This is a genomic window from Oceaniglobus roseus, assembly GCF_002869745.1.
Classification (GTDB): Bacteria; Pseudomonadota; Alphaproteobacteria; order Rhodobacterales; family Rhodobacteraceae; genus Oceaniglobus; species Oceaniglobus roseus.
The window spans coordinates 1-25,788 of record NZ_PNOS01000024.1; the positions used below are offsets into that span (position 1 = coordinate 1).

Sequence of the window (25,788 nt, forward strand, 5' to 3'; positions counted from 1 at the left end):
GCATCGCCGCGGCCACGGCCGCCCCGAGTGCATCGGCGTCGGCGTTGGACGGCGGCGGCGGCCTCAGCGCGCCGCCCTGGTCCATCCGCGCGAAGGCCGCCAGCCAGCGCGCGGTGGCGGCACGTTCCCGGTCCAGCCCGGCGGCGGCACGGTCGAGCGCCCGCGCGGCACCGGGATCGCCCCGGCGCAGCAGGTCCAGCGCCGCCCGGTAGCGCGCCAGCGCGTCGGGGTTCCCGGCCGTGCTTGCGGTCAGATCCTCGGCCGCCCCGGTCAGCAGGTCCGCCGCCTCGGACGTGCCGACGGTATAGAGCATCTGCTCGGCCTCCCGGCGGTTCGCCACGCCCACCTTCACCGGCGCGCGGCCCGGGCTGGCGACGGCGGCCTCCCCGGCGGCTGCCAGGACCGAACCCTGCGGGTTCGACAGCTCGACCGCGCCGTCGTAGACGGTCAGCCGCGTCAGCCCGCCGCCCTCCACCGCGAGCACCCAGTCGGTGCCGCGGATGCCCGCCGCCGCCGCGGGGGTGGTGACGGTGACATCCGAACGCCCCCGTGCCGCGCGGGCCCAGATCGTGCCGCGCCGCAGTTCCAGCTGTGCCGCCGTCCCGACCGACTTAACCAGCAGTTCCGTCCGGGGGTGAAGCCGCATAACCGTGCCGTCCACGAACAGGATGCCGACCACGCCGTTCTCGCCGGTCACGACAAGGTCGCCCCCCAGGAGATCCTGCGCCAGGACCAGCGGGCGAAACTGCGGTTCGGCCACGAAGCGCACGCTTTCGCCGGAGACGCGCGAGACAACGGCGCCGCTTTCGGGGCCGTTCCGCGGCACCGGCGCGTCCTCGGCGCGAAGGGCGGGCGCCAGGACCAGCGTCAGCGCCAGGGTGAGGGGGAACAGTCGCATCTCAGACCAGCGCGAAGCCGGCCGCGACCGACAGGATGTAGGCGGCAACCAGCCAGATCCCCAGCCTCACGGATCGGGCCTTCAGCCGGTAGATGTCGTGCAACGCCGCGATCGGTTCGATGGCGTCGAAGGTATAGTCCTCCTGCTGCAACCGCGTGGCGACCTCGCGGCCGGACAGGCCGGTGTCGAAGAGCCCGCGCGTGGTGCGCCGCCCTCGCCGCGGCATCAGGCAATAGACGAAGGCGAGAGTCGCCCCGGCCACGCAGATCCCGTCGACGATCCGGAACCACTGCGCCATGCCGCCGGCATCGAACCGGCTGAGGACGGGCGGCATGGTGATGGCGAGGAAGGCGAGGAAGATCTGGGATTTCGTGTCCAGCGCCCGCAGCGCGCCTTCGTAGAGTTTCAGGACGGAGTCGTGTTGCGATGACATGGGAGAACCGATCGGGCGTCTTCGAGAGGAGGAGCGGCCGCGGGGCCGATGCGCCCCGCGGCCAGGGCCATCAGGCCGGCGGGAAGGCAAGGGTCAGGTACGGGGCCGGGGCCTTCTCGCCCGGGGCGACCGGGGCCGGCACGGCGTTCTCGATGGCGGGCAGGGTCTTGATGTACTGCGCGATGGCGTCCGCGTCCTCGTCGGTCAGCGCGGCATAGAACCGCCAGGGCATCATCGGCGCCAGTTCCCGTCCGTCTGGCCGGGTGCCGGTCCTGAGCGCGGTCACGATGTCCGACACGCTCCAGTCGCGCAGCCCGGTTTCGGCGCCGGTCAGGTTGGGCGCCCAGAAGATGCCGAGGCCCGGGATCTCGAACCCCATGCCGCCGGACATGGCCTTGCTCATGTCGAGGGCCCCGTCGGCAGTGCGCGGCGAATGGCAGTCGGCGCAGCCGATGACACCGACAAGATATTCCCCCCGCGCGACCGAATCCTCGGCCAGCACCGACGATGCGGAAAGCGCGATGGCGGCGGCGAGCGCCGCACGGATCAACGAAGTCATGAAATTCTCCCTCAATGCAATCGGTCGCGGCATGATGCCGCGAGGCAGAGGAAGTAGCCTCGATACGGCCACGGTCGCGCAGAAAATCGACAGCGGCTTGTCGCTATCCGGACAGCGCAAGCGTCGCTCCGTCGGAAATTTCCGGTTCCCGGCGGTTCGGGGCCGGGGCGCCGTGCAGCGGTCCGCGGACTTTCCGGACATCCGGAGAAAACTGGTGTCCCGGGTCGCACGGATCCAGATGCAGATGTCGATCACATAACTCTCACTATGCGAGTGTTCGGCGCCGCGATGTCGGGTCGATGAGGTCAACCTGTTCTCCGACCCGATGCGCGCGCCGGCGCGCCCTTGCCGTCGCAAGCAGCGCAGATGAACCGGTGGCCGCTTGGGCGGGCCTTGCGGAATCGGCAAGAGGCTGACCCGATTGACTATAATCCCGTTCCGGCAATACAGTGCGACGGCTGTGGCAACACATTGCCCGCCACTTCCGGGCCTCCGGCCGAGATCGCTTGAAGTTTCGGCAGCGTGCGGGCGGAATATCCATGGCGTCATCGCCATCAAGGGAGGAATTCATGAGCTATTTCACCGCCGCACTGCGCGGCGCACTCGTCGTGTCCGTCATCGGCCTCGCCGCTCCGGCTGCCCACGCGCAGAACTTCATCAACGTCCTGACCGGGGGCACCTCCGGCGTCTACTATCCGCTGGGTGTCGGCCTTTCGAACATCTACGGCGAGAACATCGAGGGCGTCCGCACCCAGGTGCAGTCGACCAAGGCGTCGGTCGAGAACCTGAACCTGCTCCAGCAGGGGCGCGGCGAGATCGCCTTCGCGCTCGGCGACAGCGTCGCGGCTGCCTGGAAGGGCGACAAGGAAGCCGGCTTCCCCGAGAAGCTGGACAAGCTGCGCGGCATCGCCGGGATCTATCCGAACTTCATCCAGCTCGTCGCGCTCAAGGACAGCGGCGCGACCACGCTGGCAGACCTGCCCGGCATGGCCGTGTCGGTGGGCGCCCCGGCATCGGGTACCGAGCTGAACGCGCGCGCCATCCTCGGCGCGGCGGGCATGTCCTATGACGACCTCGGCAAGACCGAATACCTTCCCTTCGCGGAGTCGGTCGAGCTGATGAAGAACCGCCAGCTGGACGCGACGCTGCAGTCGGCCGGCCTTGGCGTGGCCTCGATCCGCGACCTGTCGACCTCGGTGCCGATCACGGTGCTCTCGATCCCGGCGGAGATCGCGGAGAAGCTCGGCGCGCCCTACCAGGCCGCGACCATCCCCGGCGGCACCTACGACGGCCAGGATGCGGACGTTCCGACCATCGCGATCTCGAACTACCTGATCACCCATGCCGACGTGTCGGACGAGGTGGCCTACCAGATGACCAAGCTGCTGTTCGAGAACATCGAGACGCTGACCTCGTCGCACCAGGCGGCGGCGCAGATCTCGCTGGAGAAGGCGCTGGACGGTATGCCCGTGCCGCTGCACCCGGGAGCGGAACGCTTCTATCGGGAAAAGGGCATGATCAAGTGATCTGACCCGTACCGAAGCCGCGCGCCACGTCCGGCGCGCGGCAAGGCGTTCACGACCATCCCGGAGATCGACATGACCCACGAAGCCGAGCCGCCGGTCCCGGCGGAAAGCCATGGCGTGAGCTTCCCCGCCGGTCCCGCCGGACAGGCCCTGTTCTGGCTCGCCGTCGCGTTTTCCCTGTTCCAGATCGCCACCGCCGCGCATCTGATCGACATGCCGAGCCAGATCGTCCGCGCGATCCATGTCGGCTTCCTGCTGGCGCTGACCTTCCCGCTCATCGCCTATGCCAAGGGGGGCGGCACCGTCCTTCGCTCGATCGGCTGGGGCCTGGCCGCGCTCGGCGTCCTCGTCGCCGCCTATCAGTGGGTCGAGTACCGCGACCTGATCCTGCGGGCCGGGCGGCCGACGTCGCTCGACATCGCCGTGGGCGTGGTGGCGCTGGCCACGGTCTTCGCGGCGGGCTACGCGATGATGGGCATCGCGCTGCCGATCATCTCCGGCTTCTTCCTGCTCTACTGCCTGTTCGGCGAACACCTGCCTTTCCCGCTGAACCATCGCGGCTATGCCTTCGAGCAGGTGATCGACCACATGGCCTACGGGACCGAGGGCATCTACGGCATCCCGATCTATGTCTCCTCGACCTACATCTTCCTGTTCATCCTCTTCGGCTCGTTCCTCGAACGCGCCGGCATGATCCAGCTTTTCACCGATGTCTCCATGGGGCTGTTCGGCCATCGCCAGGGTGGCGCCGCCAAGGTGGCGGTGGTGTCTTCGGGACTGATGGGCACGATCTCGGGCTCGGGGGTGGCGAATGTCGTCACCACCGGCCAGTTCACCATTCCCCTGATGAAACGCTTCGGCTATCGCGCCGCCTTCGCGGGCGGGGTCGAATCGACCGCCTCGATGGGCGGCCAGATCATGCCGCCGGTGATGGGCGCAGTTGCCTTCATCATGGCCGAGACGCTCGACGTGCCCTACCTCGAGATCGTCAAGGCCGCGCTGATCCCCGCCATCCTCTACTTCGCCTCGGCCTTCTGGATCGTGCACCTGGAGGCGGGCAAGTATTCGCTCCGCGGCCTCCCGAAGGAAGATCTTCCCTCCCCGCTGCAGGCCGTGAAGAAGGGCTGGATGCTGCTGGTGCCGCTCGGGGTGCTGGTCTATCTCCTGTTCGGCGGCTACACGCCGCTTTTCGCGGGGACGGTGGGGCTGGGGCTGACGGTGCTGCTGATCCTCGGCGGTTCGATCGTGCTGGGCCTGCCCTCCGCGGCGCTGCGCACGATCTTCTGGATCGCGCTCGGCCTCGTCACCGCGGCCTTCCTGCAGTTCGGCACCAACGTCCTGTTCGCCGCCGTCGGCGCGCTGATCCTGTGGTGCGCCCTCTCGCGCGGCGGCCGCGCCACGCTGGGCCTCATCCGCGACAGCCTGGCCGAAGGCGCGCGCACCGCGCTTCCGGTGGGGGTGGCCTGCGCGCTTGTCGGCGTCATCATCGGCACCATGACCCTGACCGGGGCGGCCAACACCTTCGGGCAGTTCATCGTCTCCATCGGACAGCAAAGCCTGTTCCTCTCGCTGATCCTGACGATGATCACCTGCATCTTCCTGGGAATGGGGATCCCGACGATCCCCAACTACATCATCACCTCCTCCATCGCGGGGCCGGCCCTGCTGGATCTCGGGGTGCCGCTGATCGTCAGCCACATGTTCGTCTTCTACTTCGGCATCCTCGCCGACCTGACCCCGCCCGTTGCGCTGGCCTGCTTCGCCGCGGCACCGATCGCGAAGGCCAACGGTCTCAGGATCTCGATGGAGGCGATCAAGGTCGCCGCGGCGGGCTTCGTGATCCCGTTCATGGCTGTCTACACGCCGGTCCTGATGCTTCAGCCGGGCGGCCCGCTGGCGGATGCCATCGGCTTCTGGCCCGCGGTCGTCTATGTCGTCCTCAAGACCGCGCTGTCCATCGTGCTCTGGGGCATCGCCGTGATCGGCTGGCTGGGGCGGCCGCTCGGCTGGCCGCTCCGGGCCATCGCGATGGTCGCGGCCTTCACCCTCATCGCGTCGCTGTCGTTGACGGACGAGATTGGCTTCGCCCTGGCGGCGCTGACCTTCGGCCTGGTCTGGTTCAAGGGACGCAAGGCGGCCAGCGCTTGAGCGCCGCCTGCCTTGCCGTGGGTGCCGTCACGCTGATGCTGGCGGCGCCCGACTTCACCCTGTCCTGGACGCATTCGGTCGAGCGGATCGAGTGGCGCGAGACGTGGCATGTCGTCCCCGACGCGCTGCGCCTGTCGCGGGCCGAGGTGCGTGGCTCGGGCGCAGGGATGGAGCCCGGGCCGGACGCGCGGCTGGAGGACGGATGGTGGGTATCCGAGCCCGACCTGACGGTGCCCGCGCTGACCCTGGCGGCCTCCGGGGCGACCGGCGGGGGCTGGCGGCTCTGCGCCGACGGCAGGTGCCGGGAACTTGGCGCGCAGCCGGGCGCGCCGGTCGTCATCACGCCTTGTGCCGGGGATCCTCCGGCTGCTGCGCCGGACATCGCAGGCTAGGGCGATCGGGCCGCCGCGTCCCGTGTTCCCTGCCCCTGTTCGCAAGGCCCGTGGCGGCGGCGTGGGGCGAAGGGCGGTTCCATCATCGCCTCCGCTTAACAAATGTTACCTGAACCTCAACGGCCAGCCGCTGTTGATAGGGCATGACGGCATGCCGAACGGCAGCCACCACCCTGGAGACGACGGATGTCCGGACTGGACGGGCGAGGTGTGTTCCTCGCGACCATTTCGCTTGCGCTGCTGGCGCCCGCCTGGATGGTGGTGCCCCTCGTCCTGATCGCGGCGGCCCAGATCGGCCTCGGCGCGCTGAACCTGACGGCCTGCCTGTCGCGTCGTCCGACCCGTCCGGCATCCGAGGCGAAAGGTGGGCAGGACATCTTCTTTTCGGTCCATCTCGCCATCCATGACGAACCGCCCGCCCTGGTGGCCCGGACGCTTCGCGCCCTCGCCGGGCAGGTCGGCGCCCCCGGGTTCGAGGTGATCGTCCTCGACAACAACACGGCCGATGTCGCCCGCTGGCAGCCTGTGGAGGCGCTGTGCCGCGCGCATGGATCCGCCTTCCGGTTCTATCACGAGGACGATGTGAAGGGGGCGAAGGCCGGCGCCCTCAACATCGCGCTGGCCCGGAGCCATCCGCGGGCGACCCACGTTGTCGTCATCGACGCCGATTACGAGGTCGAGCGCGATTTCCTGGCCGTCGCGGCAAGCGAACTGCACCGGCGGGACGACGACTTCCTGCAATTCCCGCAGGCCTATCGCGAGGATACCGGCAGAGCCGCGGGCATTTCCCTGGAGCTGGCCGACTATTTCCTCCGCCATGCCCGCCACGCGGATGTCGCCGGTGCGATGCTGCTGACCGGTACGCTCAGCGTCATCCGGCGCGGCGCCCTCGAAAGGGTCGGCGGCTGGAACGGCGACAGCGTCACCGAGGATGCCGATCTCGGCGTCCGGCTGCGCCGTTCCGGTTTCACGGGACGGTTCGTCGATCGCGTGGCCGGACGGGGGATCCTGCCGCTCGACCTGGCGGGGCTGTGCCTGCAGCGCTATCGCTGGGCCTCGGGCAACCTCCAGACGGCCCTTGGCGGGCTCGGCGGCCTCGCGCCGCGCACCGCCTTCAGGGTCTTCTCGCAACTCACCGCCTGGGCCAACCTTGCCCTCCCGCTCGCGGCGGGCCTGATCGGAGGCGGCGCCGCGCTGGCCTTCGGCATCGACCCCGGTTCGGCCGCGACGCTGACCGCAGTCTGCGGGCTGGGCCTGGTCGGCGTGGGCCTGTCCGCCTGCCTGCCCATGATCCTCGCGGCGCTCCTGCAGGGCCGTCCGCCGACGCGGGTCCTGACGGACGCCCTTGCCGCCCGTGTGGCACTGATCCTGCCCTCGGCCCTTGGCACCGTCGATGCGCTTCTCGGCCGGGCCGACAGCTTCCGGCGCACGGCCAAGGATGCCGCCGACGCGTCCGACCGGATCGACCCGGCCATTCCGGCACTTGCCGCAGCCGGGCTTGCCCTCGTCGTCGCGGCGCCCCTCGACTGGGCCGGGATCACGGGCGCGACGCTCCTGATCCTTCCCCTGCCGCTCTCCCTCGCCACGCGCTCCGGTCTCTCCGCGTACCGCGCCGCTCTTCGCCCTGACTAGGAGGCCATCATGGATCCCAGCGTCACGATCGTCATCCCCACCTACAACCGCGCCGAAGTTCTGCCCCAGGCCATCGAAGCCGCCCTCGGCCAGTCGCACGCGCGGACCACCGTGATGGTGGTCGACGACGGCTCCACCGACCGCACCGCCGAGGTCGTCGGTCGCTACGAAGACCATCCCCGGTTCGTCGGCGTGCGGCTTGCCCGGAATGCCGGCACGGCGCAGGCCAAGAACGTGGGCATCGCCCTGTCGTGCGCGGACGCGATCACGTTTCACGATTCCGACGACGTGCCGCATCGCGACAAGGTCCTGCGGCAGGCCCGTGTCATGGGCCAGCCGGGCATCAGCGCCCACCCCTGCCTGAACTGGGCGCTTTCGGGCCGCACGCCGGGATCGGAGGTGCAGCTTGGCGGTGTGCTGAGCCACCACGAGTTGATCCTGCCCGATGGCGAGCGGGTCGAGATCCGCCGCACGCTGAGCCTGGTCGACGACTTCTTCCCGAACCTGCAGATGGCGGCGGGCGTGCCGGGGGACTGGACCCATGTCAATTCGGGGCTGTTCCACCGTTCGGTCTTCGACCGGCTCGGCGGATTCTCGGACTGCATCGAGGAGGACCGCGAGTTCCGCAACCGGCTGATCATGGGCGGAGAGGTGCTCTGGGTGATCCCCGAGATCCTGCTGACCAAGATCGAAAGCGCCGACGGTCTGACCCGGCAGGCCGAGACAGACTATGACAGCGCGCGCCGCAAGCGGGATCGCGCGCGGGTCTGGGACGCGGTCGGCCGCTGGTTCGCCACACGCGAGGTCGAGCCGGTGCCGATCGACCTGACCGGCATCCGGATCCGCGACTGCAGCAATCCCGCGCTCTGCGATGCGGAGGCATTGGCCAGGCTCACGTCGGCCGACGTGGAGCAGGTCGCGTGAGCGGCGGCGTCACCTTCATAGACCCCATGGCGCCCCGGCCCTACACCGGCCTTCCGGGCGACCTTGCCGGACTGGGCGGGACAGAGATGACGCTGGTGCGCATCTGCGAGGCGCTGTCGCGGCGGCTGCCGATCACGGTCCGCCAGAGCGCGCGGCCCGGCTCCGTCATATCGTCTGCGGGCGTCAGGTACGAGGGGTTCGATCCGAAGCGGCCCCTGCCCGAAAGGCCCGCCGCGATCATCGTCGTCAACTCCTGGAAGGTCGCCGCGAAGGTCGCCCGCCTTCATCCCGGGACGCGGATCATCCTGTGGCTGCACGGCTTCCCCGGACGCCACAACCGCGGCCTTGCCACGGCGATGGCCGGCGCAGGCATCGAGATCGTCTGCGTGTCGGCGTCCCACGCGCGGTGGCTGCGCGACTTCTGCGGCGCGGAGGAACAGCGGATCCGTCACCTCCACAATCCCATCGCCGAAGCGCTCGCCCCCGACGGGACGCCCCGCGACCCGAATCTCCTGTTGTTCGCAAGCTCGCCGCACAAGGGGCTCGACCAGGTGTTCCGCCGGTTCGAGACGCTGCGCACGCGTCTCCCCGACCTGCGCCTCGCGGTGGCCGACCCCGGCTACCTCGCCTGGCCGACCGGACCCGTACCCGAGGGCGTGATTCCCATCGGACGCCTCGGTCAGGCGGCCCTGATCCGCTGGATGCGCCGCGCGCTCTGCCTGTTCTACCCGCAGGACCGTTTTGCCGAGACCTTCGGCCTCGTCATCGCGGAAGCCAACGCGGTCGGCTGCCCCGCGCTCCTGCACCGAGGGCTCGGCGCCAACGACGAGGTCGCGTCCTGCCCCTCCCAGTGCATCGACACCACCGATCCGGCAGCCATCGCCGCCCGGATCGCTGAGTGGCGCGCCGCCCCCGATCACCGCCCCCTCGCCCAGGCGCGGCCGGAGTTCCGGCTCTCCCGCGTGGTGGAGGACTGGGCCGCCCTGCTGGGCGCGGCGCCTGCCGATGCCCCCGAACTCGAACGCCTGTCAGACTGAACCAGAGAAAGGCCAGGACATGAAAGACGACAAGACGACTGCCCGGACCGGTGGCGAGACCCACCAGACCGCGGGCGGCAAGCACGACACGATGACGACGCAGGTCGGCATGCCGATCGCCGACGACCAGAACAGCCTGAAGGCGGGGCCGCGCGGCCCGCACCTTCTGGAAGACCAGATCTTCCGCGAGAAGCTGTTCCACTTCGATCACGAGCGCATCCCCGAGCGGGTGGTCCACGCCCGCGGTTACGGCGCCCACGGCACCTTCGAGTTGAAGGAGTCGCTGGAAGACGTGACCCGTGCGAGGATCCTGACCGAGGTCGGCGAGAAGACCGAGGTCTTCGTCCGCTTCTCGACCGTGGCCGGCAACAAGGGCTCGGCAGACCTTGCCCGCGACGTGCGCGGTTTCGCCACGAAGTTCTACACCAGGGAGGGCAACTGGGATCTGGTCGGCAACAACATCCCCGTGTTCTTCATCCAGGACGCGATCAAGTTTCCCGACCTGATCCATGCCGCCAAGCAGGAGCCCGACCGCGGCTTCCCCCAGGCCCAGACGGCGCACGACAACTTCTGGGACTTCATCTCGCTGATGCCCGAGTCGATGCACATGGTCATGTGGATCATGTCCGACCGCACGATCCCGCGCTCGTTCCGGTTCATGGAAGGGTTCGGGGTCCACACGTTCCGCCTGGTCAATGCCGAGGGCAAGTCGCACTTCGTCAAGTTCCACTGGAAGCCGAAGCAGGGCCTGCAATCGGTGCTCTGGGACGAGGCTGTAAAGATCAACGGCGCGGATCCCGACTTCCACCGCCGCGACCTCTGGGACGCGATCGAGAAGGCGGACCCGCCGCAATGGGATCTCGGCGTGCAGATCTTCGACGACACCTTCGCCGACAGCTTCGACTTCGACGTGCTCGACGCCACCAAGCTGATCCCCGAGGAGGACGTGCCGGTGCGCATCGTCGGGACGATGACGCTGGACCGGATGGTCGACAACTTCTTCGCCGAGACCGAGCAGGTGGCCTTCCAGACCGGCAACATCGTGCCCGGCATCGACCACTCGAACGACCCGCTGCTGCAGGGGCGGAACTTCAGCTATCTCGACACGCAGCTGAAAAGGCTGGGCAGCCCGAACTTCAACCACATCCCGATCAACGCCCCGAAATGTCCCTTCGCGCATCTCCAGCAGGACGGGCACATGGCGATGCACAATCCGAAGGGGCGCGCCAACTACGAGCCGAACAGCCATGGCCTGGGCCCGCGGGAGGATGCCGAGCGCGGCTTCCGGTCCTACGACGAAGAGGTGTCGGGAACGAAGCAGCGCGTGCGCTCGGACACCTTCGCCGACCACTACAGCCAGGCGCGCCAGTTCTACCTCAGCCAGACGGATGTCGAGGCCGGGCATATCGCCGATGCGCTGATCTTCGAGCTGTCGAAGGTCGAGCGGCTGGAGATCCGCAGCCGGATGGTGTCGCACCTGCTGAACATCGACGCCGGGCTGGCCGAGATGGTCGCCGACGGGCTGGGGCTGGAGGAGATGCCGGATCCGGCCGAAGCCGCCCGCCCGGTCATCGAGACCCGGCCCTCCCCGAAGCTCAGCATCCTGAAGAACGCCCCCGACAGCTTCGCCGGTCGCAAGCTGGGCCTGCTGCTGACCGACGGGATTTCCCGGGAGACGTTCGACGACGTGCGCAAGGCGGCCGAGAAGGCAGGCGCCGTGGTCGAGATCGTGGCCGAGAAGGTCGGCGGCGTCACGACATCAGAGGGCAAGCGGATCGCGGCGGACCAGAAGCTCGACGGCGCGCCCTCGGTTCTCTACGACGCCGTCGCGGTGATCGCCTCCGACGAGGGCGCGGCAAGGCTCGGACGGATGCACGGCGCCAGGACCTTCCTTGCCGATGCCCACGCGCACATGAAGTTCATCGCGCTGTCGCCCGAGGCCCGGGACGGGTTCTGGACCGCCGCAGTGGACGAAGACCCGGACGCGGGCGTGTTCGTGCTGGAGAAGGACGGGGCCCGCGATTTCATCGAGGCCTGCGGCGCTCTCCGCTTCTGGGAGCGCGGCGAATGACCACGCCCCGCCCGGCGCGCCGACGCTGCGCCTTCGGCAGCGGCGCGGGCTGGCCGGTGGTCGTCACCATTCCGGCCCGAAACGAGGCAGACCGCATCGTCGCCTGCCTCGACGCCGCCGCTCTTGCCCTGCGCGGTCGCGGCGGCCTCGTCGTGGCGGTCAACGGCTCGCAGGACGACACCTTCGAACGGGCCCGGCGCTGGTTTGAGGCGACGGGGGCCGCGGGCGTGCTGCTTGACGACCACGGCGGAGTGGCGGGAGGGGTCGGAGCGGCCCGGCGCAGGGCCGTGGAGGCCGGCCTGGCCCGTCTGGCGCCCGCGGCCGTCGTGATGACCACCGACGCCGACAGCACGGTCTTCCCCGACTGGGTCGATGCCAACCTCGACGCGCTGCGGCAGGCCGACCTTGTCTGCGGCACCGTCCTGCCCGATCCGGCGGAGTTCGCCCGCCTGCCGACGATCATCGCCGGGCGCGGCGCGATCGAGGGCGAATACACCGCACTGACCATCGCGCTGCGCACCCTTGTCGATCCCGTTCCGCACGACCCGGCCCCCACCCACAACTCCGAACCGGGGGCGAGCCTCGCCTTCCGCATGGCGCTCTACGACGATGTCGGCGGCATGCCGGCCATTCCCGAGGGAGAGGATCGCACCTTCGCTGCCCGCGCCGACCTTCGCGGCTGGCGGCTGCGCCATTCGGCCGAGGCGCGGGTCAGCACCTCCTGCCGTCTGCGGGGGCGCACCCCCGGCGGCATGGCCCGCGCGCTCTCGGCCCGGATCACCGAGGCCGACCCGGCGGTCGACGCAGGGCTCGAAACCGCGGCGGCGACCCTCCATCGCGCGCGACTGCGTCGCCACCTCCGGGAGCTTCAGGTCGATCCGGACGCATCGGCCGCGGCACTGGCGCAAGCCCGAAACGCGCTGACCGCCCTGCCCCGGAGACGGCTGCGCCTGTCGGACCTCCACCGCGAACTGCCGGAGCTTGCCGCGGCGGTTCAGGCCTTGCGCCCTGCCGAAGGACGGCTCACCGCATGACCTCCCTCGCCCGGAAAGTGACTGTGCCGACCGAGGACGAGGCCTTGGCCTTCGTCGCGTCCGGCGCCGCCGAGGCGGACGCGGGCCGCCGGACCCTCGCCGAGGACATGGCGATGCTGGCGGCTTCGGGCATCCTGAACCGGCTGTGCCGGGGCGACCCGTCCGCCCATGCCACCCTGCTGCGCCGGATCGGGCGGGTCAGCCTGCCGGTGGGTCGGCTGGCCGAAGGCCACATGAACGCGCTGAAGCTCGTCGCGCTCCATGGCACCGCCCGCCAGCGGCAGTCCTGCCAGGCCGAAGCCGACAGCGGCACGATCTTCGGCGTCTGGGGCGCCGACGACGATCCTCCGTTGCGGATCGCGGAGGGTGGCGACGGGGCCCTGCGGCTCAGCGGCGGCAAGCGCTTCGCCTCCGGTCTCGGCACCGTCGGGCGCGCCGTTCTGACCGCGGAGTCGGCGGACGGGCCGCAACTCCTGCTGGCAACGGTCACAGACCGGGCCCGCGCCGATGCCGCGGTGTGGAAGACCTCGGGCATGAGGGCGACGGTGTCCGGCCGCTACGACTTCAACGGTGCGACGGCCGAACCCCTCGGCGCCCCCGGCGACTACCTGAAGGAGCCGCATTTCCAGGGGGGCGTCTGGCGCTATGCCGCCCTCCAGACCGGCGGGATCGAAGCCCTGGCCGAAGAGGTCCGCCGGGCCGTCGCCACGCGGGGCGATGCCGCCACCGAGGCGCAGCTGCACCGCGTCGCGCGCATCGTCGCCCTGGCCCACGGCGCGCGGCTTTGCGTGGAGGATGCGGCGCGGCAGGTGGAAGGCCCCGGCGCCGGTCCCGGGGCGGTGGCGCTGAGCCTCGCGGCGCGAGAGGCGGTGGAGCAGGCCAGCCTCGACGCCATCGCGATCGCGGACCGCGCCCTCGGCACCCGCTCCTTCGCCACCGGCCACCGAGCCGACCTCGTGCGGCGCGACCTCGCCTTCTTCCTGCGGCAGGCGGATCTTGACGGCAAGCTCACGCAGGTGGGGCGGACGCTCTGCCGGGCAGATCTCCCTGTCGGCGAATTCTGGGGCGTGGCATGACCGCCTTCACGGCCCTCGTGGCCGCAGCCGCCGCCGCGCCCGCCATCGCGATGGAGCAGCTGACGGGAACCGGCAGCGTCATCGTCCTCTCGCCGCACCCGGACGACGAGTCGCTCGCCATGGGCGGGGCCATCGCCGCGGCTTGCGCGGCCGGGCACCGGGTTCACGTCGTCCTCGTCACCGACGGCAGCCGGTCGCACCCGAACTCGGCCAGCCATCCCCCTCCGGTGCTCGCCGCGTTGCGGCGGCGCGAGGCGGAGCGTGCGGTCGGGATCCTCACGGGCGGCCGGTATCCGCCGGTATGGCTCGGCTATCGCGACATGGATGCGCCCGACAGCCCCGAGGTGTTCGCCGATGTGGAGGCCCGGCTCCTGCCGCTCCTGCGGGAGGCGACCGCGCTCTGGACCACCTGGAACGGCGATCCGCACCCCGATCACCAGCGCACCTGGCGGCTTGGACGCTGGATCGCCGGCCGCCACGCCCTTCGCATGTTCGCCTTCCCGGTCTGGGGGCGCGTGCAGCCTCCCGCCGTATCCGCAGACCCCCGCGCCCTCGGCCGGTTCGAGACGGTGCGCTACCGCGCCGCCAAGGCCCGCGCCGTCGCCGCGCACGTGTCGCAGATGACCCGCCTCATCACCGACGACCCCGAGGGCTTCGTCATGCCTGCGGCACTCGCCGCGCATTTCGTGGACACCGACGAGATCGTCGTCGCGACATGACCCGTGACGCCGCCTCCTTCGACCGTCTCTATCGCGACGCGGGCGATCCATGGCGGTACGAAACCAGCGCCTATGAAGCGGACAAGTACCGCCGCTGTCTCGCCTTGCTGCCGAGGGCCCGCTACCGCCGGGCACTCGAGATCGGCTGCTCCATCGGCGTGATGAGCGGCATGATCGCCCGCCGCTGCGACAGCCTGCTGGCACTCGATTTCGCGCCGACCGCCGTGGCCCGCGCACGGGCCCGCGGCATCCCCGGTGCGCGGTTCGAGGTCGGCGCGATCCCCAGGGACTGGCCGGGCGGCCCCTGGGATCTGATCGTTCTCTCCGAGGTGCTGTATTACCTGAGCCGCGACGACCTGGACGAAACCGTCGTGCGAGTCGCGCGGTCCCTGGCGCCCGGCGGCGCGTGCCTCGTCGCGGGATATACCGGCGAAACAGAGACGCATCTGACCGCTGCCGGGGTCGAGGAAATCCTCCTTTCGGCACTGGCGGAGGCGTACCCGAGCCATGACGTCCGCCGCGACGCGGGTCCGTCATGGATCGCGGCCGCGTTCCTGCCCTACCCCGTGGAGGGAACCGGCGGATAGAGATAGGCCGGATCGAACCTTGCCAGCTGCTGCAGGCGCCCCCGGTCGTGGATCTCGGCCAGGCCATCGCGCAGGGTGCAGAGGCCGGCCTCGCGCAGTTCCTTGGCGACGCGGCTCACATGGACAGGCGAAAGCCCCGTCACGTCCGCGATGTCGGTGTGCAGCAGGGGCAGCGGTATCCGGTCGTCGACCACCTCGCCGCAGGCCTGAAGGCGCGTGTCCATCTCGCAGATGAAGTCGGCGATCGAGGCCAGCGCCCGCAGGCGGGCGCTGCGGTAGATCCAGTGGCGATGGATCGAGGCGTCGATCATCGTCAAGAGCCACAGGGTGCGGGCATCCTCGGCAGATCGTTCCATGATGGCCTTCAGGTCGTCATGGGGGAACAGCGCGATCTTCGCGCTGCCGAGGGTGCAGACGTCGTGGTCGAGGTGGCCCAGCGGCAGCCCGTGAAGGTCGACGAAATCGCCCGGCACCTGTATCGACACCAGCGAACGGCCGCCCCGCGTGCCGCCCTCGGCCGGGATGTAGCGCACCATCATGCCCTCAAGCAGCAGCGCACTGTGCCCGAGGGGCTCGCCTGCCCTCGACAGCGTCTCGCGGGCCCCGAGGTCGCGGATTTCGGTGCAGGCGAGAGACAGGCTTTCCCACAGGTCGGGGCCTATGCGCCCGATCATCCCGCGGCGGTATTGCGACGCGAGGCGGGGCGAGGGGTGGGGTTCCGGAGCGCCCGCCTCCGGACCTTCGTCGGATGCCATTACCGGGTTGCTGATGCTCATCGAACGGCTCCCTGCATTGCGCTGACGACCCTGCGGCTCTCGGGCCTGACAACTGGCGAACCGGGGGCCGGACTGTCGGCTGTTTGTAAGGTCCGGTCGACGACCGCAGCCACAGCAGCGCGGCTCGTGCGGTGCGATCTCGATCCTTCCCGGCGCCCTCGGGTTTTGCGCGATTAACGCGATGGGACGCGTCACGTTCCATGGTCGGAGCGGCGCGTGCCGGATCTCGCCATCCTCGAAACTCGGATGGCAGGATCGGCGTACACTGTGTATACAGAAAGTGGTGACAGGATCCTGTTCGCAAGGTTGCGCGGCTTCAGGGAGCGGAAGATGGTGGCGATGAACGAGTCGACGAAGACGCTGGGGGACACGGCGTTCCAGCGGCTGAAAGCCATGATCCTCGACGGAACGCTCGAACCGGGCACGCTGCTGCGGGAGAAGAAGTTCGCCGATCTGCTGGGGGTGTCGCGCACGCCGGTGCGCGAGGCCATCGGCCTTCTGATCAGCGAGGGGCTGGCGCGCCGGGTGGACGGCAGCACCCCGGTCGTCAGCCGCGTCTCCCTGAGCGAGATCATGGAGATCCTGCACGCGCGCAGTCTGCTGGAATGCGAAACGGCAAGGAAGGCGGCACAGTCCATGCAGGCCGTCGAGACCCTGCTGCCCTTCCGTGCCCGAATCCTGGGGTTTCTGGAGGGGCCGCGGCCGGAATCGCGCGTGCATTCCGATCTCGACGCGCAGCTGCACCTCGAGATTGCCCGCCTCGCCGGTTCGAAACTGCTCTGCGAACTGATCGAGGGGCTGAAGACCAGGACCCGGATGTTCGACCAGGGCTCGATCCCGGAACGGCTGCTGCCGGGCTGTTACGAGCATCTGGCGATCATCGACGCGATCACGGCGCAGCAGCCGGAGACGGCCGCGGCGGCGATGAAGCTGCACCTGACCAACGTGCGCGAGGCGATCATCGCGCGGATCAACCACCCCTTCTGAGACCCCGCCGACCGTTCGGCCAAAGGTGCCGCAAGCTCTGTTGACAGGGAATGCGATGTGTATACCATCCGGATACCGACGCTGCCCAGAGGGGATGCAGGGATGAGTTCGGACAGTCCATCGCGCCCCGACGGCGCCGTCATCAAGGTGATCACCTTCCAGTATTACCGCGACCTGCCACGCGCGATGGCCTTCTACGAGGACGTGCTGGGGCTCGAGCTTGCCATCGACCAGGGCTGGTCGAAGATCTACGCCATCGGGGGCACCGCCCATGTCGGCCTCGTGGACGAGACGCGGGGCATGCAGAAATGGGCCGAGCAGAAGACGGTGCAGCTGTGCCTTCGCGTCCCCGACGTGGACGCCTGGTATGCATGGGCCGTCTCGCAGGGCGTCGGCGGGCTGACCGAGCTGCGAGACAGCGAGGAGCTTGGCATCCGCGCCTTCGCCATGAGCGATCCCGAGGGCTACCAGATCGAGGTGCAGACCGCGAAGCAGGGCCACTGAGGCGGCGCGCGGGACCCCGCGCGCCCGAGAAGGAACGACAGACAACGACAAGGGCGGACCACCGCGCCGAGACCGACGATCCAACAAGAGGAGCCACCATGAAATTCCTGTCCCGAACCGCCCTCCGGGCCGGTGCCGTGGGGCTGGCCGTCCTGGCCGCCACCGGCGCCGTCGCCCAGGAGAAATCCGTGACGATCGGCATCACCGCCGACCCCAGCCACCTCTACCCCCTCGCGGGCGAGGAGCTGTCGTCGAACATCATGTACTATCACCTCTACGATCCGCTGGTGAAGCGGACCGCCGAGCTGGAGTTCGTTCCCGGCCTCGCCGAAAGCTGGGAGAACGTCGACGACACCACCTGGCGTTTCAAGCTGCGCGAGGGCGTGACCTTCCACAACGGCAACGCCTTCACCGCGGATGACGTGGTCTTCACCGTGAACAAGGCGAAGGAGTCGATCCGCCCCGACCTCGTCGCGAACATCGCGGAGATCCGGAAGATCGACGATCTGACCGTCGAGATCACGACCCCCGCTCCCTACGCCGTGCTGCCGAACGACCTGGCCGAGGTCCTGATCCTCGACGAGGAGTACACGACCGAGACCGGCGACGAGCAGATGGACCTGAAGCCCATGGGCACCGGGCCCTACAAGCTCGACGAGTGGATCAAGGAGGAAAAGCTGGTCCTCAGCGCCTTCGACGACTACTGGGCGGGCGCGCCGAAGATCAAGCAGGTCACCTTCCGCCCGATCACCAACCCCGCCACCCGCACGGCGGCGCTGCTGACCGGCGAGGTGGACGTGATCCAGGACCTCGCCGTGCGCGATGTCGAGCGGGTGCGTAACGAGGACGGCTTCGAGGTCATCACCCGGCCCAGCCTTCTGAACGTCGTGCTGGCGATGGACACGCGGGCCAAGTCCCCGACCATCGAGGGCGACAACCCGATGACCGACCAGCGGGTGCGCGAGGCGATTGCCCGGGCGATCGACGTGGACGCGATCAACAAGATCGTCATGAACGGCCTCGCCACGCCAAGCGAGCAGTTCGTGCCCGCCTCGCACACCGGCTACGTCGAGGGGATGAACTTCCGCGAGATGTACCCGATGGACATCGAGAAGGCGAAGGCGCTGCTGGCCGAGGCCGGATATCCCGACGGCTTCACGATGACGCTGGACGCGACCAACAACCGCTATGTCAACGACGCCCAGATCGCGCAGGCGCTGGCGTCGATGCTGGCCAAGATCGGCGTGACGCTGAACCTCAACATCATGCCGAAGTCGAACTTCTGGGGCTATATCCGCGTCCCGACCGAGAACTCGAGCTTCATCATGAGCGGCTGGGACGTGCCGGCGGGCGATGCCGGGTCGATGTACGGCGCCCTGTTCTACACCCGCGACAAGCGCGAGGGGTACGGACAGGTCAACCGCGGCTCCTACTCGAACCCCGAACTCGACAAGCTGATCGACGCCGCGGATTCGACCCCGAGCCTCGAGAAGCGCGACGCGATCCTGCAGGACGCGACGAAGCTGCTGATGGCCGACATCCCGATGATCCCGCTCCACTACGAGCAGGACATCTACGGCGTGCGCGACGGCGTCACGCTGGTGCCGCGGACCGACAAGTTCATCTGGGCCTACGACATGGACGTCGAATAATCCCCGAAAACGTCACGACCCCTGCCCGTCCCCGCGGGCGGGGGTTTCCTTTTCCCGACAGAACCCGGCGCGCTGAATGCTTGGCTATTTGCTGAAACGGCTGATCCAGATGATCCTCGTGCTCTGGGTCGTCTCCGTGATCGTCTTCCTGATGATGAGCTTCACCGGCGACCCGGTGTTCATGGTGGTCCCGATCGACGCCACCGACAGCGAGATCGCACAGGCGCGCCGCCTGCTCGGGCTCGACCAGTCGCTGCCGGTGCAGTACTGGAAGTTCCTCTCCTCCATCGTCCAGGGGGACTTCGGCCGTTCCTACGTGTTCCGCCAGCCTGCGATGACGCTGATACTCGAACGGCTGCCCGCGACGGTCGAGATGGTGCTGGTCGCCATGGGGCTGGCCGTGCTGGTGGCGATCCCGCTCGGCGTCTATGCCGGGGCCAATCCGAACGGCAGGCTCAGCCGCACGATCATGGCGGGCTCGCTCCTCGGCATCTCGCTGCCCGGCTTCTGGGTCGGGATGGTGCTGATCTATCTCTTCGCGGTGCACTGGGGCATCTTCCCGTCCTCCGGGCGGGGCGACACGGGCGAGATCTTCGGGCTGCGCATCTCGCTCCTCACGCTGGACGGCTGGCACCACATCGCCCTGCCCGCGATCACCCTCTCGCTCGGCACCATGGCGATCCTGCTGCGGATGACGCGGGCGGGGATGATGGAGGTCTCGCGGCAGGACTTCATGAAGTTCGCCCGCGCCAAGGGCGTGCCGCGGAAGGACGTGCTGTACGGTCACGGGCTGAAGAACGCGCTGATCCCGGTGGTCACGATCTTCGGGCTGCAACTGGGCGACCTGATCGCCTTCGCGACGATCACCGAGACGATCTTCTCCTGGCCCGGCATGGGCAAGCTGCTGATCGACTCGATCTACCGCGCCGACCGGCCGGTGATCGTGGTCTACCTGATGCTGGTGGCGCTGATCTTCGTCGTGATCAATTTCATCGTCGATCTGGTCTACACCCTGATCGACCCGCGCATCAGCCTGAAATGAGTCCGTCATGGCCGTGACAAGCGTTCTTCGCAGCGAGTTCTTCCACAACTACCGCCACAGCGCCTCGGCGATCATCGGCAGCGGGCTGATGGCGCTCTTCGCCTTCGCGGTGATCGCCGGGCCGTTCCTCGTCGCGCAGAACCCCTACGACATCGCCGCGCTCGACCTGATGGACAGCTACAAGCCGCCGGTCTGGCTGGAGGGCGGCGACCCCCGCTACTGGCTCGGCACCGACGGACAGGGGCGCGACGTCTGGGCCTCGATCCTCTACGGCGCGCGGATCTCGGTCTTCATCGGCGTGGTGGCGATGCTGGCCTCCTGCGCGCTCGGCACGCTCCTGGGCCTGGTCGCGGGGTTCTATGGCGGGATCGTGGATTCGGTCATCATGCGGATCGCCGACATCCAGCTCTCTTTCCCCTCCATCCTGATCGCGCTGTTCCTGATGTCGGCCGTGGGCACCGGCGTCGACAAGGTGCTGATCGCGCTGACCGCCGTCGGCTGGGTCGTCTATGCGCGCACCGTGCGCGGCTCGACCCTGTCTGAGATCGAGAAGGAATACGTGCAGGCCGCCCGTGTGGCCGGGCTGCCGAACAGGAAGATCATCCGCAAGCATGTCCTGCCGAACGTGCTGACCCCGCTGATCGTGATCGCGACGATCCAGGTGGGCACCTTCGTGCTGATCGAGGCGTCGCTCAGCTTCCTCGGCGTCGGCGTGCCGATCACCCAGCCCTCGCTGGGCCTTCTCATCAAGAACGGCTTCGACGTGCTGTTCAGCGGACTCTGGTGGACTTCGGTCTTCCCGGGCGTCGCGATCATGATGCTGGTCTTCGGGATCAACCTCTTCGGCGACTTCCTGCGCGACGAACTGAACCCGAGGCTGAAGTGATGGCGCAGGAGAGCGAAACGCCGCTGCTGGCGGTCCGTGACCTCAGGACCTGGTTCCACACCTTTTCGGGCGTGGTGAAGGCCGTGAACGGCGTCAGCTTCGAGATCGGCGAGGGCGAGGTCATGGGCCTTGTCGGCGAAAGCGGCGGCGGCAAGTCGGTGATCGGCTTCTCGGTCCTCGGCCTCATCGACAGCCCCGGCCGGATCGAGGGCGGCGAGATCCTGTTCGACGGCGAGGATCTGGCGCAGGCCGGGGAGGAGCGGCTGCGCCATATCCGCGGGCGGCACATCTCGATGGTGTTCCAGGATCCGATGACCTCGCTCAACCCGCTGCACACCGTGGGCCGACAGATGGACGAGGTGCTGCGCCTGCACACCGATCTTGGCGCGGCCGAGCGGCGGAAGGCCTGCATCGACATGCTGGAAAGCGTCGGGATCAGCCGCGCGGCCGAGCGGCTGAAGGCCTATCCGCACCAGTTCTCGGGCGGCATGCGGCAGCGGGTGGTCATCGCCATCGCGCTGCTGGCGGGGCCGCGCCTGATCATCGCGGACGAACCGACGACCGCGCTCGACGTCACGATCCAGAGCCAGATCCTGAAGCTGATGCGCCGCCAGATCGCCGAGAAGGGCGCGTCGATGATCCTGATCACCCACGACCTTGCCGTGGTGTCGGAGATGGCGGACCACATCACCGTCCTCTACTGCGGCAAGGTGGTCGAGCGCGGGCGCACCCGCGACCTGATCGAGTCCCCTGCCCATCCCTATACCCGCGGCCTGATCGACAGCATCCCCGACCCCGCCGCCCGCCACGACCGACTGCGCCAGATCCCGGGCTCGGTGCCCGACATCCGTGCGCTCCCGAAGGGCTGCAACTTCCGCGAACGCTGCCCACGGGCGCAGGCGCTTTGTGCCGAGACCGAGCCGGACCTGACGAAGCAGCACAGAAGTCTCTGGGCCGCCTGCCACTTCCCCCTCGTGCCGGGAGATGTGCAATGACCGCCGCCGAGACCCCGGTGCTCGAGGTCAGGGACCTCCAGATGCACTTCCCGGTCGGCGGCGGCATCCTCGACCGGCTGCGGCTCGGGCGGGGCGGCGTGCGGTTCGAGAACCCGGTGGTCCACGCGGTCAATGGCGTCAGCTTCCGGATCGCGCCGGGCGAGATCATGGCGCTGGTGGGCGAAAGCGGCTGCGGCAAGTCCACCGTCGCCAAGAGCATCGCGCGCATCTACCGCCCCACCGGCGGGCAGGTTCTGCTTGAGGGTGAGGACATCGCGCAGCACGGCTTCGCCCGAATGCTGCCGGTGCGCGCGAAGATGCAGATGATCTTCCAGGATCCCTACGCCTCGCTGAACCCCCGCCAGCGGGTGCGCGACATCGTTGCGGAACCGCTGCTGGAACAGAGGAAGGGCGCGGACCGGGCCACGGTGCGGGACGAGATCGCGGCGCTGCTGGCCCGCGTCGGTCTGAACGCCGAACATGCGGGCCGCTATCCCCATCAGTTCTCCGGCGGGCAGCGGCAGCGGATCGGGATCGCGCGGGCGCTGTCGGTGCGCCCGAACCTGATCGTCGCGGACGAGCCTGTCTCGGCGCTCGACGTGTCGATCCAGGCGCAGATCCTGAACCTGATGAAGGACCTGCGCGACGAGTTCGGCCTCGCCTACCTGTTCATCAGCCACGACCTGTCGGTGGTGCATCACATCGCCGACAGCGTGGGCGTCATGTACCTCGGCTTCATGGTCGAGAAGGCACCGCGCGACGTCCTGTTCGCGCGCCCCCGCCACCCCTACACCCGCGCCCTGCTCTCGGCCGCGCCCAGCATCAAGCCGCGCCGCGACGTCGAGGAGATCGCGCTGAGCGGCGAGGTGCCCTCGGCCCTCGCCCTGCCCTCGGGCTGCTGCTTCCGCACCCGCTGCCCCTTCGCCTGGGAGCGTTGCGCGGCCGAGCGGCCGAAGCTGCAGGCGCTCGGCGACGGACAGCAGGTCGCCTGCCACCTGATCGACGAACCGGAAAGGGACAAAGCTTGACCGTCATCGCCCAGCCCCGCCTAGGGATCCACGATCCCCACGACTGCACCGATGCCAACGACGAGCTGACGATCCTGCACGCCGTCTACGACACGCTGGTGCGGCGGGTCGGGCAGGACTTTGCGCCGCTTCTGGCGCGGGACTGGCAGGTGTCGGAGGACGCGCGCACCTGGACGTTCCGGCTGGTCGAGGGAGCGACGTTCCACGATGGCACCCCCTGCGACGCCGAGGCGGTGCGGCAGAACCTCTGCCGGATGGCGCGGGAGGACAAGGGATATACCCTCGGCGCCCCGGCGGTCTGGCGCCAGTACCTCGGCGGCGCGGAGTACGAGCTGCCCGACGCGCTGACGCTGAAGGTCACGCTTGCAGCCCCGATGGCCGACCTGCTCGATGTGCTGGAACAGGGCTTCATCGCCTCGCCCCGCGCCTTCGCCGCGCTCGACGCGGGCGACCTGACCGCGCAGGTCGGCACCGGCCCCTACCGGATCGAGCGCATCGCGGCGGACCGGATCACCGCCGTCCGGGTCGAACGCCATTTTGACGGGCTTCCCGCCAACCCGCGCCTCACATGGCTGCTGGAAACCGACGCTGCCACGCGCCAGGCGATGCTGGCCGACGGCAGGGTGCAGGTGGCCAACGCCCTCGGCTTTGCGGCCTCCGATGCGCTCGGCCCGATGCGCCACGTCTTCCTCTCCCCCGTCGCCATCATATACCTGCTGAACGCCGCGAAGGGGCCGCTCTCCGATGCCCGCACCCGCCGCGCCCTCAGCCTCGCCGTGGACCGCGAGGCGCTGATCGACACGGTGCTGGCCGGGGCGGCGCGGCCTCTGCGCGGCTTCGTCAGCCCCAACCACTTCGGCGCGGGAACCGGCGAGGGCGCGCGCTGCGACCGCGACACCGCCCGGGCACTGCTGGCCGAGGCGGGGCACGCCGGCGGCCTGACGCTCGAGGTCGACTGCCCCACCCGCCTGCCCGACGAGGCCGAGCGGCTGACCGCGGCGCTGGCCGATCAGTTGGCCGAGGTCGGCATCTCGCTGAACGTCCATATCCACCCCGACCGCGAGGCCTATGCCCACATGGTCCGCCGCAAGGAAATCCGCGATCTCTGCGTCTTCGATTCAAGCCCGATGAGCACATACCGCGTGCTTCACGAGAAGATCGACAGCCGCATCGCCGGATCGTGGTGGCAGGGCTACCGCAACGAGGGCGTCGAGGCGCTGATCGACCGTGGTCGCGTGACCGCCGACCGTGCCGAACGCGCGGAAATCTGGCGCGAGGCCTTCGCGATGCTTCAGGACGATCCCGCCTGGCTGACGCTCTACAACCCGCTGAAGGTGATCGGCATCGCCGGGGACCACCCCGATTTCGCGATGCCCGCCGACGGCGTGATCGACGTGCGGGCCCTGCCCCGCCTGAAGGAGGACGACGCATGAAGGCCGACACCCTGCTGACCGGCGGCACGGTCGTGACGATGGATCCGGCCCGGCGGGTGATCGACAACGGCGCCGTGGCGGTGAAGGACGGCCGGATCGTCGCCGTCGGCGCGGCCGAAGAGGTCGCGCGACAGGTCGAGGCGGCGGAGGTGGTGGACTGCCGGGGGCAGATCATCATCCCGGGCCTCGTCGATGTCCACGCCCACGCCGGCCACGGGCTGATCCGCACCATGGGGATGCACGCCGGGGACCGCTGGGAAGAGATCTGCGGCGAGGTCTACACCCAAGCCTCCCCACCCGAGTTCTGGCATGCCGAGGCCCGGCTCGCCGCGCTCGAACGGCTGCGCTTCGGCGTCACCACCGGCGTCTCCCTGCTGGGCGGGGGCGACACGGTGATGCGGACCGACGACCCGGCTTACGCCGCCGCCCATTGCGAGGGCGTGGCCGAGGTGGGCACGCGCAGCGTCGTCGCCGTCGGCCCCACCCGCGCGCCGCATCCCTGGACCTATGCGACCTGGGACGGCGACAGGCGGAACACCTACCCCGTGTCCTTCGAGCAGCAGATGGAAACCTGCCTCCAAGTCGCCGACCGCTGGCACGACACACACGGGGGCCGCATCCGCATCGCCCTGCTCTATCCCGTGCTGCGCGACGAACACGAGCGCGACATGGCCCCGGCAGACTACGCCCTGGCCTGCACGCAGCTGCAGACCGTGCGGAAGCACTCCCGCGACCGCGGTCTGCTGTTCACCCAGGACGGTCACTGGCGCGGCTCGATCCGGAGGGCGGAGAAGCTGGGGCTTCTCGGCCCCGACGCGCTGCTCTCGCACTGCATCGACCTGCACGAGGACGAAGTCGATACCGTCGCGCGGACTGGCACGAAGATCGCGCACAACCCCTCGGCCAACGCTTCGATCCTCGGGCGCTGCCCTGCGCCCGAGATGATGGCGAAAGGCGCCTGCGTCGCGCTCGGCTCGGACGCGACGGCGCCGGACCGCTCGGGCGACATGTTCCGCCACATGCAGCAGCTGATGCACTACCACCGCCGCCACTTCCGTGACGCCTCGGTCTTGCCCATCGGCCAGGCGCTGGCGATGTGCACCATCGAGGGCGCGCGGGCGCTCGGGATGGAGGACCGGATCGGCTCGATCGAGATTGGCAAGCAGGCGGACATCGTGACGGTCGACCTGCGCCGGGCGCATCTCTTTCCGCCCAACATGCCGGTGCACCGGCTGGTCTGCTTCGCCAACGGCAACGACGTCACGAACGTCATGGTCGGCGGCGAGATGGTGCTGCGCGACGGCCGCGCGACGCGCGTGACCGAGGCGGAGATCCTGGACGACGCCGCGGCCCAGACGGCGCTGATGCTGGATCGCATCGGCGGTCACGGCAATCTTGTGCTGCCCGCCGATTTCTGGGGACCGGCGGCCTCGGCCTGATCCGGCGCGC

24 protein-coding genes are annotated in these 25,788 nt (G+C 69.2%); 20 read left to right on the forward strand and 4 right to left on the reverse strand.

Annotation, left to right across the window (positions count from 1 at the left end; all coding sequences use genetic code 11):
* From A7B20_RS12640 to A7B20_RS12650, 3 genes are all read right to left on the reverse strand, one after another.
* Positions 1-898, reverse strand: an 898-nt coding sequence (locus tag A7B20_RS12640) for a FecR family protein (RefSeq protein ID WP_172961012.1), incomplete at its 3' end; no start/stop codon positions are given.
* Between the two features lies 1 nt (position 899).
* Positions 900-1,331 (reverse strand): Pycsar system effector family protein, encoded by a 432-nt coding sequence (locus A7B20_RS12645; protein ID WP_102108948.1) that lies wholly within the window; start codon positions 1,329-1,331, stop codon positions 900-902.
* A gap of 70 nt (positions 1,332-1,401) precedes the next feature.
* A complete protein-coding gene (locus A7B20_RS12650) occupies positions 1,402-1,890 on the reverse strand; it encodes a c-type cytochrome (protein WP_102108949.1) in 489 nt (162 codons plus the stop codon).
* A 569-nt stretch (positions 1,891-2,459) separates the two neighbouring features.
* Here A7B20_RS12650 and A7B20_RS12660 point away from each other — a divergent pair.
* From A7B20_RS12660 to A7B20_RS12710, 11 genes are all read left to right on the forward strand, one after another.
* Positions 2,460-3,416: a TAXI family TRAP transporter solute-binding subunit gene (locus A7B20_RS12660; RefSeq protein ID WP_102108951.1), complete on the forward strand. Its 957-nt coding sequence runs from the start codon at positions 2,460-2,462 to the stop codon at positions 3,414-3,416.
* Positions 3,417-3,488: 72 nt separating this feature from the next.
* A complete protein-coding gene (locus A7B20_RS12665; protein ID WP_102108952.1) occupies positions 3,489-5,564 on the forward strand; it encodes a TRAP transporter permease in 2,076 nt (691 codons plus the stop codon).
* 35 nt (positions 5,565-5,599) lie between these two features.
* Positions 5,600-5,956: a DUF1850 domain-containing protein gene (locus A7B20_RS12670; RefSeq protein ID WP_102109008.1), complete on the forward strand. Its 357-nt coding sequence runs from the start codon at positions 5,600-5,602 to the stop codon at positions 5,954-5,956.
* Between the two features lie 186 nt (positions 5,957-6,142).
* Positions 6,143-7,588, forward strand: coding sequence for a glycosyltransferase family 2 protein (locus tag A7B20_RS12675; RefSeq protein ID WP_102108953.1), 1,446 nt, complete (start codon positions 6,143-6,145; stop codon positions 7,586-7,588).
* 9 nt (positions 7,589-7,597) lie between these two features.
* A complete protein-coding gene (locus A7B20_RS12680) occupies positions 7,598-8,512 on the forward strand; it encodes a glycosyltransferase family 2 protein (protein ID WP_102108954.1) in 915 nt (304 codons plus the stop codon).
* Positions 8,509-9,549: a glycosyltransferase family 4 protein gene (locus A7B20_RS12685; RefSeq protein WP_157937677.1), complete on the forward strand. Its 1,041-nt coding sequence runs from the start codon at positions 8,509-8,511 to the stop codon at positions 9,547-9,549. The genes A7B20_RS12680 and A7B20_RS12685 overlap by 4 nt, the downstream gene beginning before the upstream one ends.
* A 19-nt stretch (positions 9,550-9,568) precedes the next feature.
* On the forward strand, positions 9,569-11,620 hold the full coding sequence (locus A7B20_RS12690) for a catalase (RefSeq protein WP_102108956.1): 2,052 nt from the start codon (positions 9,569-9,571) through the stop codon (positions 11,618-11,620).
* Positions 11,617-12,654: a glycosyltransferase family 2 protein gene (locus A7B20_RS12695; protein WP_102108957.1), complete on the forward strand. Its 1,038-nt coding sequence runs from the start codon at positions 11,617-11,619 to the stop codon at positions 12,652-12,654. Before A7B20_RS12690 ends, A7B20_RS12695 begins: the two co-directional genes overlap by 4 nt.
* On the forward strand, positions 12,651-13,730 hold the full coding sequence (locus A7B20_RS12700) for an acyl-CoA dehydrogenase family protein (RefSeq protein WP_102108958.1): 1,080 nt from the start codon (positions 12,651-12,653) through the stop codon (positions 13,728-13,730). The genes A7B20_RS12695 and A7B20_RS12700 overlap by 4 nt, the downstream gene beginning before the upstream one ends.
* On the forward strand, positions 13,727-14,449 hold the full coding sequence (locus A7B20_RS12705) for a PIG-L deacetylase family protein (protein ID WP_102108959.1): 723 nt from the start codon (positions 13,727-13,729) through the stop codon (positions 14,447-14,449). The genes A7B20_RS12700 and A7B20_RS12705 overlap by 4 nt, the downstream gene beginning before the upstream one ends.
* Positions 14,446-15,036: a class I SAM-dependent DNA methyltransferase gene (locus tag A7B20_RS12710; RefSeq protein ID WP_102108960.1), complete on the forward strand. Its 591-nt coding sequence runs from the start codon at positions 14,446-14,448 to the stop codon at positions 15,034-15,036. Before A7B20_RS12705 ends, A7B20_RS12710 begins: the two co-directional genes overlap by 4 nt.
* Here A7B20_RS12710 and A7B20_RS12715 read toward each other — a convergent pair.
* A complete protein-coding gene (locus A7B20_RS12715) occupies positions 15,009-15,812 on the reverse strand; it encodes a Crp/Fnr family transcriptional regulator (protein WP_102108961.1) in 804 nt (267 codons plus the stop codon). The genes A7B20_RS12710 and A7B20_RS12715 overlap by 28 nt on opposite strands.
* 339 nt (positions 15,813-16,151) lie before the next feature.
* Between A7B20_RS12715 and A7B20_RS12720 the strand changes: the two genes are divergently transcribed.
* The 9 genes from A7B20_RS12720 to A7B20_RS12760 all read left to right on the forward strand — a co-directional run bounded on the left by A7B20_RS12720 (position 16,152) and on the right by A7B20_RS12760 (position 25,778).
* The gene (locus A7B20_RS12720) at positions 16,152-16,799 is read left to right on the forward strand and encodes a GntR family transcriptional regulator (RefSeq protein ID WP_102109009.1); all 648 of its coding nucleotides are present in this window, start codon (positions 16,152-16,154) and stop codon (positions 16,797-16,799) included.
* A 102-nt stretch (positions 16,800-16,901) separates the two neighbouring features.
* Entirely contained in the window at positions 16,902-17,303 is a 402-nt protein-coding gene (locus A7B20_RS12725; protein ID WP_102108962.1) for a VOC family protein, read from the forward strand.
* A 98-nt stretch (positions 17,304-17,401) separates the two neighbouring features.
* Complete coding sequence (locus tag A7B20_RS12730) at positions 17,402-18,955, forward strand: ABC transporter substrate-binding protein (protein WP_102108963.1); 1,554 nt, start codon at positions 17,402-17,404, stop codon at positions 18,953-18,955.
* A gap of 76 nt (positions 18,956-19,031) precedes the next feature.
* Positions 19,032-19,997, forward strand: a complete 966-nt coding sequence (locus A7B20_RS12735; protein WP_102108964.1) for an ABC transporter permease — start codon at positions 19,032-19,034, stop codon at positions 19,995-19,997.
* Positions 19,998-20,004: 7 nt separating this feature from the next.
* Positions 20,005-20,883 (forward strand): ABC transporter permease, encoded by an 879-nt coding sequence (locus tag A7B20_RS12740; RefSeq protein ID WP_172961013.1) that lies wholly within the window; start codon positions 20,005-20,007, stop codon positions 20,881-20,883.
* Positions 20,883-21,878: an ABC transporter ATP-binding protein gene (locus A7B20_RS12745; RefSeq protein ID WP_102108965.1), complete on the forward strand. Its 996-nt coding sequence runs from the start codon at positions 20,883-20,885 to the stop codon at positions 21,876-21,878. Before A7B20_RS12740 ends, A7B20_RS12745 begins: the two co-directional genes overlap by 1 nt.
* Positions 21,875-22,906 (forward strand): ABC transporter ATP-binding protein, encoded by a 1,032-nt coding sequence (locus tag A7B20_RS12750; protein ID WP_102108966.1) that lies wholly within the window; start codon positions 21,875-21,877, stop codon positions 22,904-22,906. Before A7B20_RS12745 ends, A7B20_RS12750 begins: the two co-directional genes overlap by 4 nt.
* On the forward strand, positions 22,903-24,339 hold the full coding sequence (locus tag A7B20_RS12755; RefSeq protein ID WP_102108967.1) for an ABC transporter substrate-binding protein: 1,437 nt from the start codon (positions 22,903-22,905) through the stop codon (positions 24,337-24,339). The genes A7B20_RS12750 and A7B20_RS12755 overlap by 4 nt, the downstream gene beginning before the upstream one ends.
* Entirely contained in the window at positions 24,336-25,778 is a 1,443-nt protein-coding gene (locus A7B20_RS12760; protein WP_102108968.1) for an amidohydrolase family protein, read from the forward strand. Before A7B20_RS12755 ends, A7B20_RS12760 begins: the two co-directional genes overlap by 4 nt.
* Positions 25,779-25,788 lie beyond the last annotated feature (10 nt).

Coding starts and splice junctions, on each gene's coding strand:
- A7B20_RS12645 (WP_102108948.1), bottom strand. CDS start 1,331: ATGTCATCGCAACACGACTCCGTCCTGAAACTCTACGAAGGCGCGCTG.
- A7B20_RS12650 (WP_102108949.1), bottom strand. CDS start 1,890: ATGACTTCGTTGATCCGTGCGGCGCTCGCCGCCGCCATCGCGCTTTCC.
- A7B20_RS12660 (WP_102108951.1), top strand. CDS start 2,460: ATGAGCTATTTCACCGCCGCACTGCGCGGCGCACTCGTCGTGTCCGTC.
- A7B20_RS12665 (WP_102108952.1), top strand. CDS start 3,489: ATGACCCACGAAGCCGAGCCGCCGGTCCCGGCGGAAAGCCATGGCGTG.
- A7B20_RS12670 (WP_102109008.1), top strand. CDS start 5,600: ATGCTGGCGGCGCCCGACTTCACCCTGTCCTGGACGCATTCGGTCGAG.
- A7B20_RS12675 (WP_102108953.1), top strand. CDS start 6,143: ATGTCCGGACTGGACGGGCGAGGTGTGTTCCTCGCGACCATTTCGCTT.
- A7B20_RS12680 (WP_102108954.1), top strand. CDS start 7,598: ATGGATCCCAGCGTCACGATCGTCATCCCCACCTACAACCGCGCCGAA.
- A7B20_RS12690 (WP_102108956.1), top strand. CDS start 9,569: ATGAAAGACGACAAGACGACTGCCCGGACCGGTGGCGAGACCCACCAG.
- A7B20_RS12695 (WP_102108957.1), top strand. CDS start 11,617: ATGACCACGCCCCGCCCGGCGCGCCGACGCTGCGCCTTCGGCAGCGGC.
- A7B20_RS12700 (WP_102108958.1), top strand. CDS start 12,651: ATGACCTCCCTCGCCCGGAAAGTGACTGTGCCGACCGAGGACGAGGCC.
- A7B20_RS12705 (WP_102108959.1), top strand. CDS start 13,727: ATGACCGCCTTCACGGCCCTCGTGGCCGCAGCCGCCGCCGCGCCCGCC.
- A7B20_RS12710 (WP_102108960.1), top strand. CDS start 14,446: ATGACCCGTGACGCCGCCTCCTTCGACCGTCTCTATCGCGACGCGGGC.
- A7B20_RS12715 (WP_102108961.1), bottom strand. CDS start 15,812: ATGAGCATCAGCAACCCGGTAATGGCATCCGACGAAGGTCCGGAGGCG.
- A7B20_RS12720 (WP_102109009.1), top strand. CDS start 16,152: ATGAACGAGTCGACGAAGACGCTGGGGGACACGGCGTTCCAGCGGCTG.
- A7B20_RS12725 (WP_102108962.1), top strand. CDS start 16,902: ATGAGTTCGGACAGTCCATCGCGCCCCGACGGCGCCGTCATCAAGGTG.
- A7B20_RS12730 (WP_102108963.1), top strand. CDS start 17,402: ATGAAATTCCTGTCCCGAACCGCCCTCCGGGCCGGTGCCGTGGGGCTG.
- A7B20_RS12735 (WP_102108964.1), top strand. CDS start 19,032: ATGCTTGGCTATTTGCTGAAACGGCTGATCCAGATGATCCTCGTGCTC.
- A7B20_RS12740 (WP_172961013.1), top strand. CDS start 20,005: ATGGCCGTGACAAGCGTTCTTCGCAGCGAGTTCTTCCACAACTACCGC.
- A7B20_RS12745 (WP_102108965.1), top strand. CDS start 20,883: ATGGCGCAGGAGAGCGAAACGCCGCTGCTGGCGGTCCGTGACCTCAGG.
- A7B20_RS12750 (WP_102108966.1), top strand. CDS start 21,875: ATGACCGCCGCCGAGACCCCGGTGCTCGAGGTCAGGGACCTCCAGATG.
- A7B20_RS12760 (WP_102108968.1), top strand. CDS start 24,336: ATGAAGGCCGACACCCTGCTGACCGGCGGCACGGTCGTGACGATGGAT.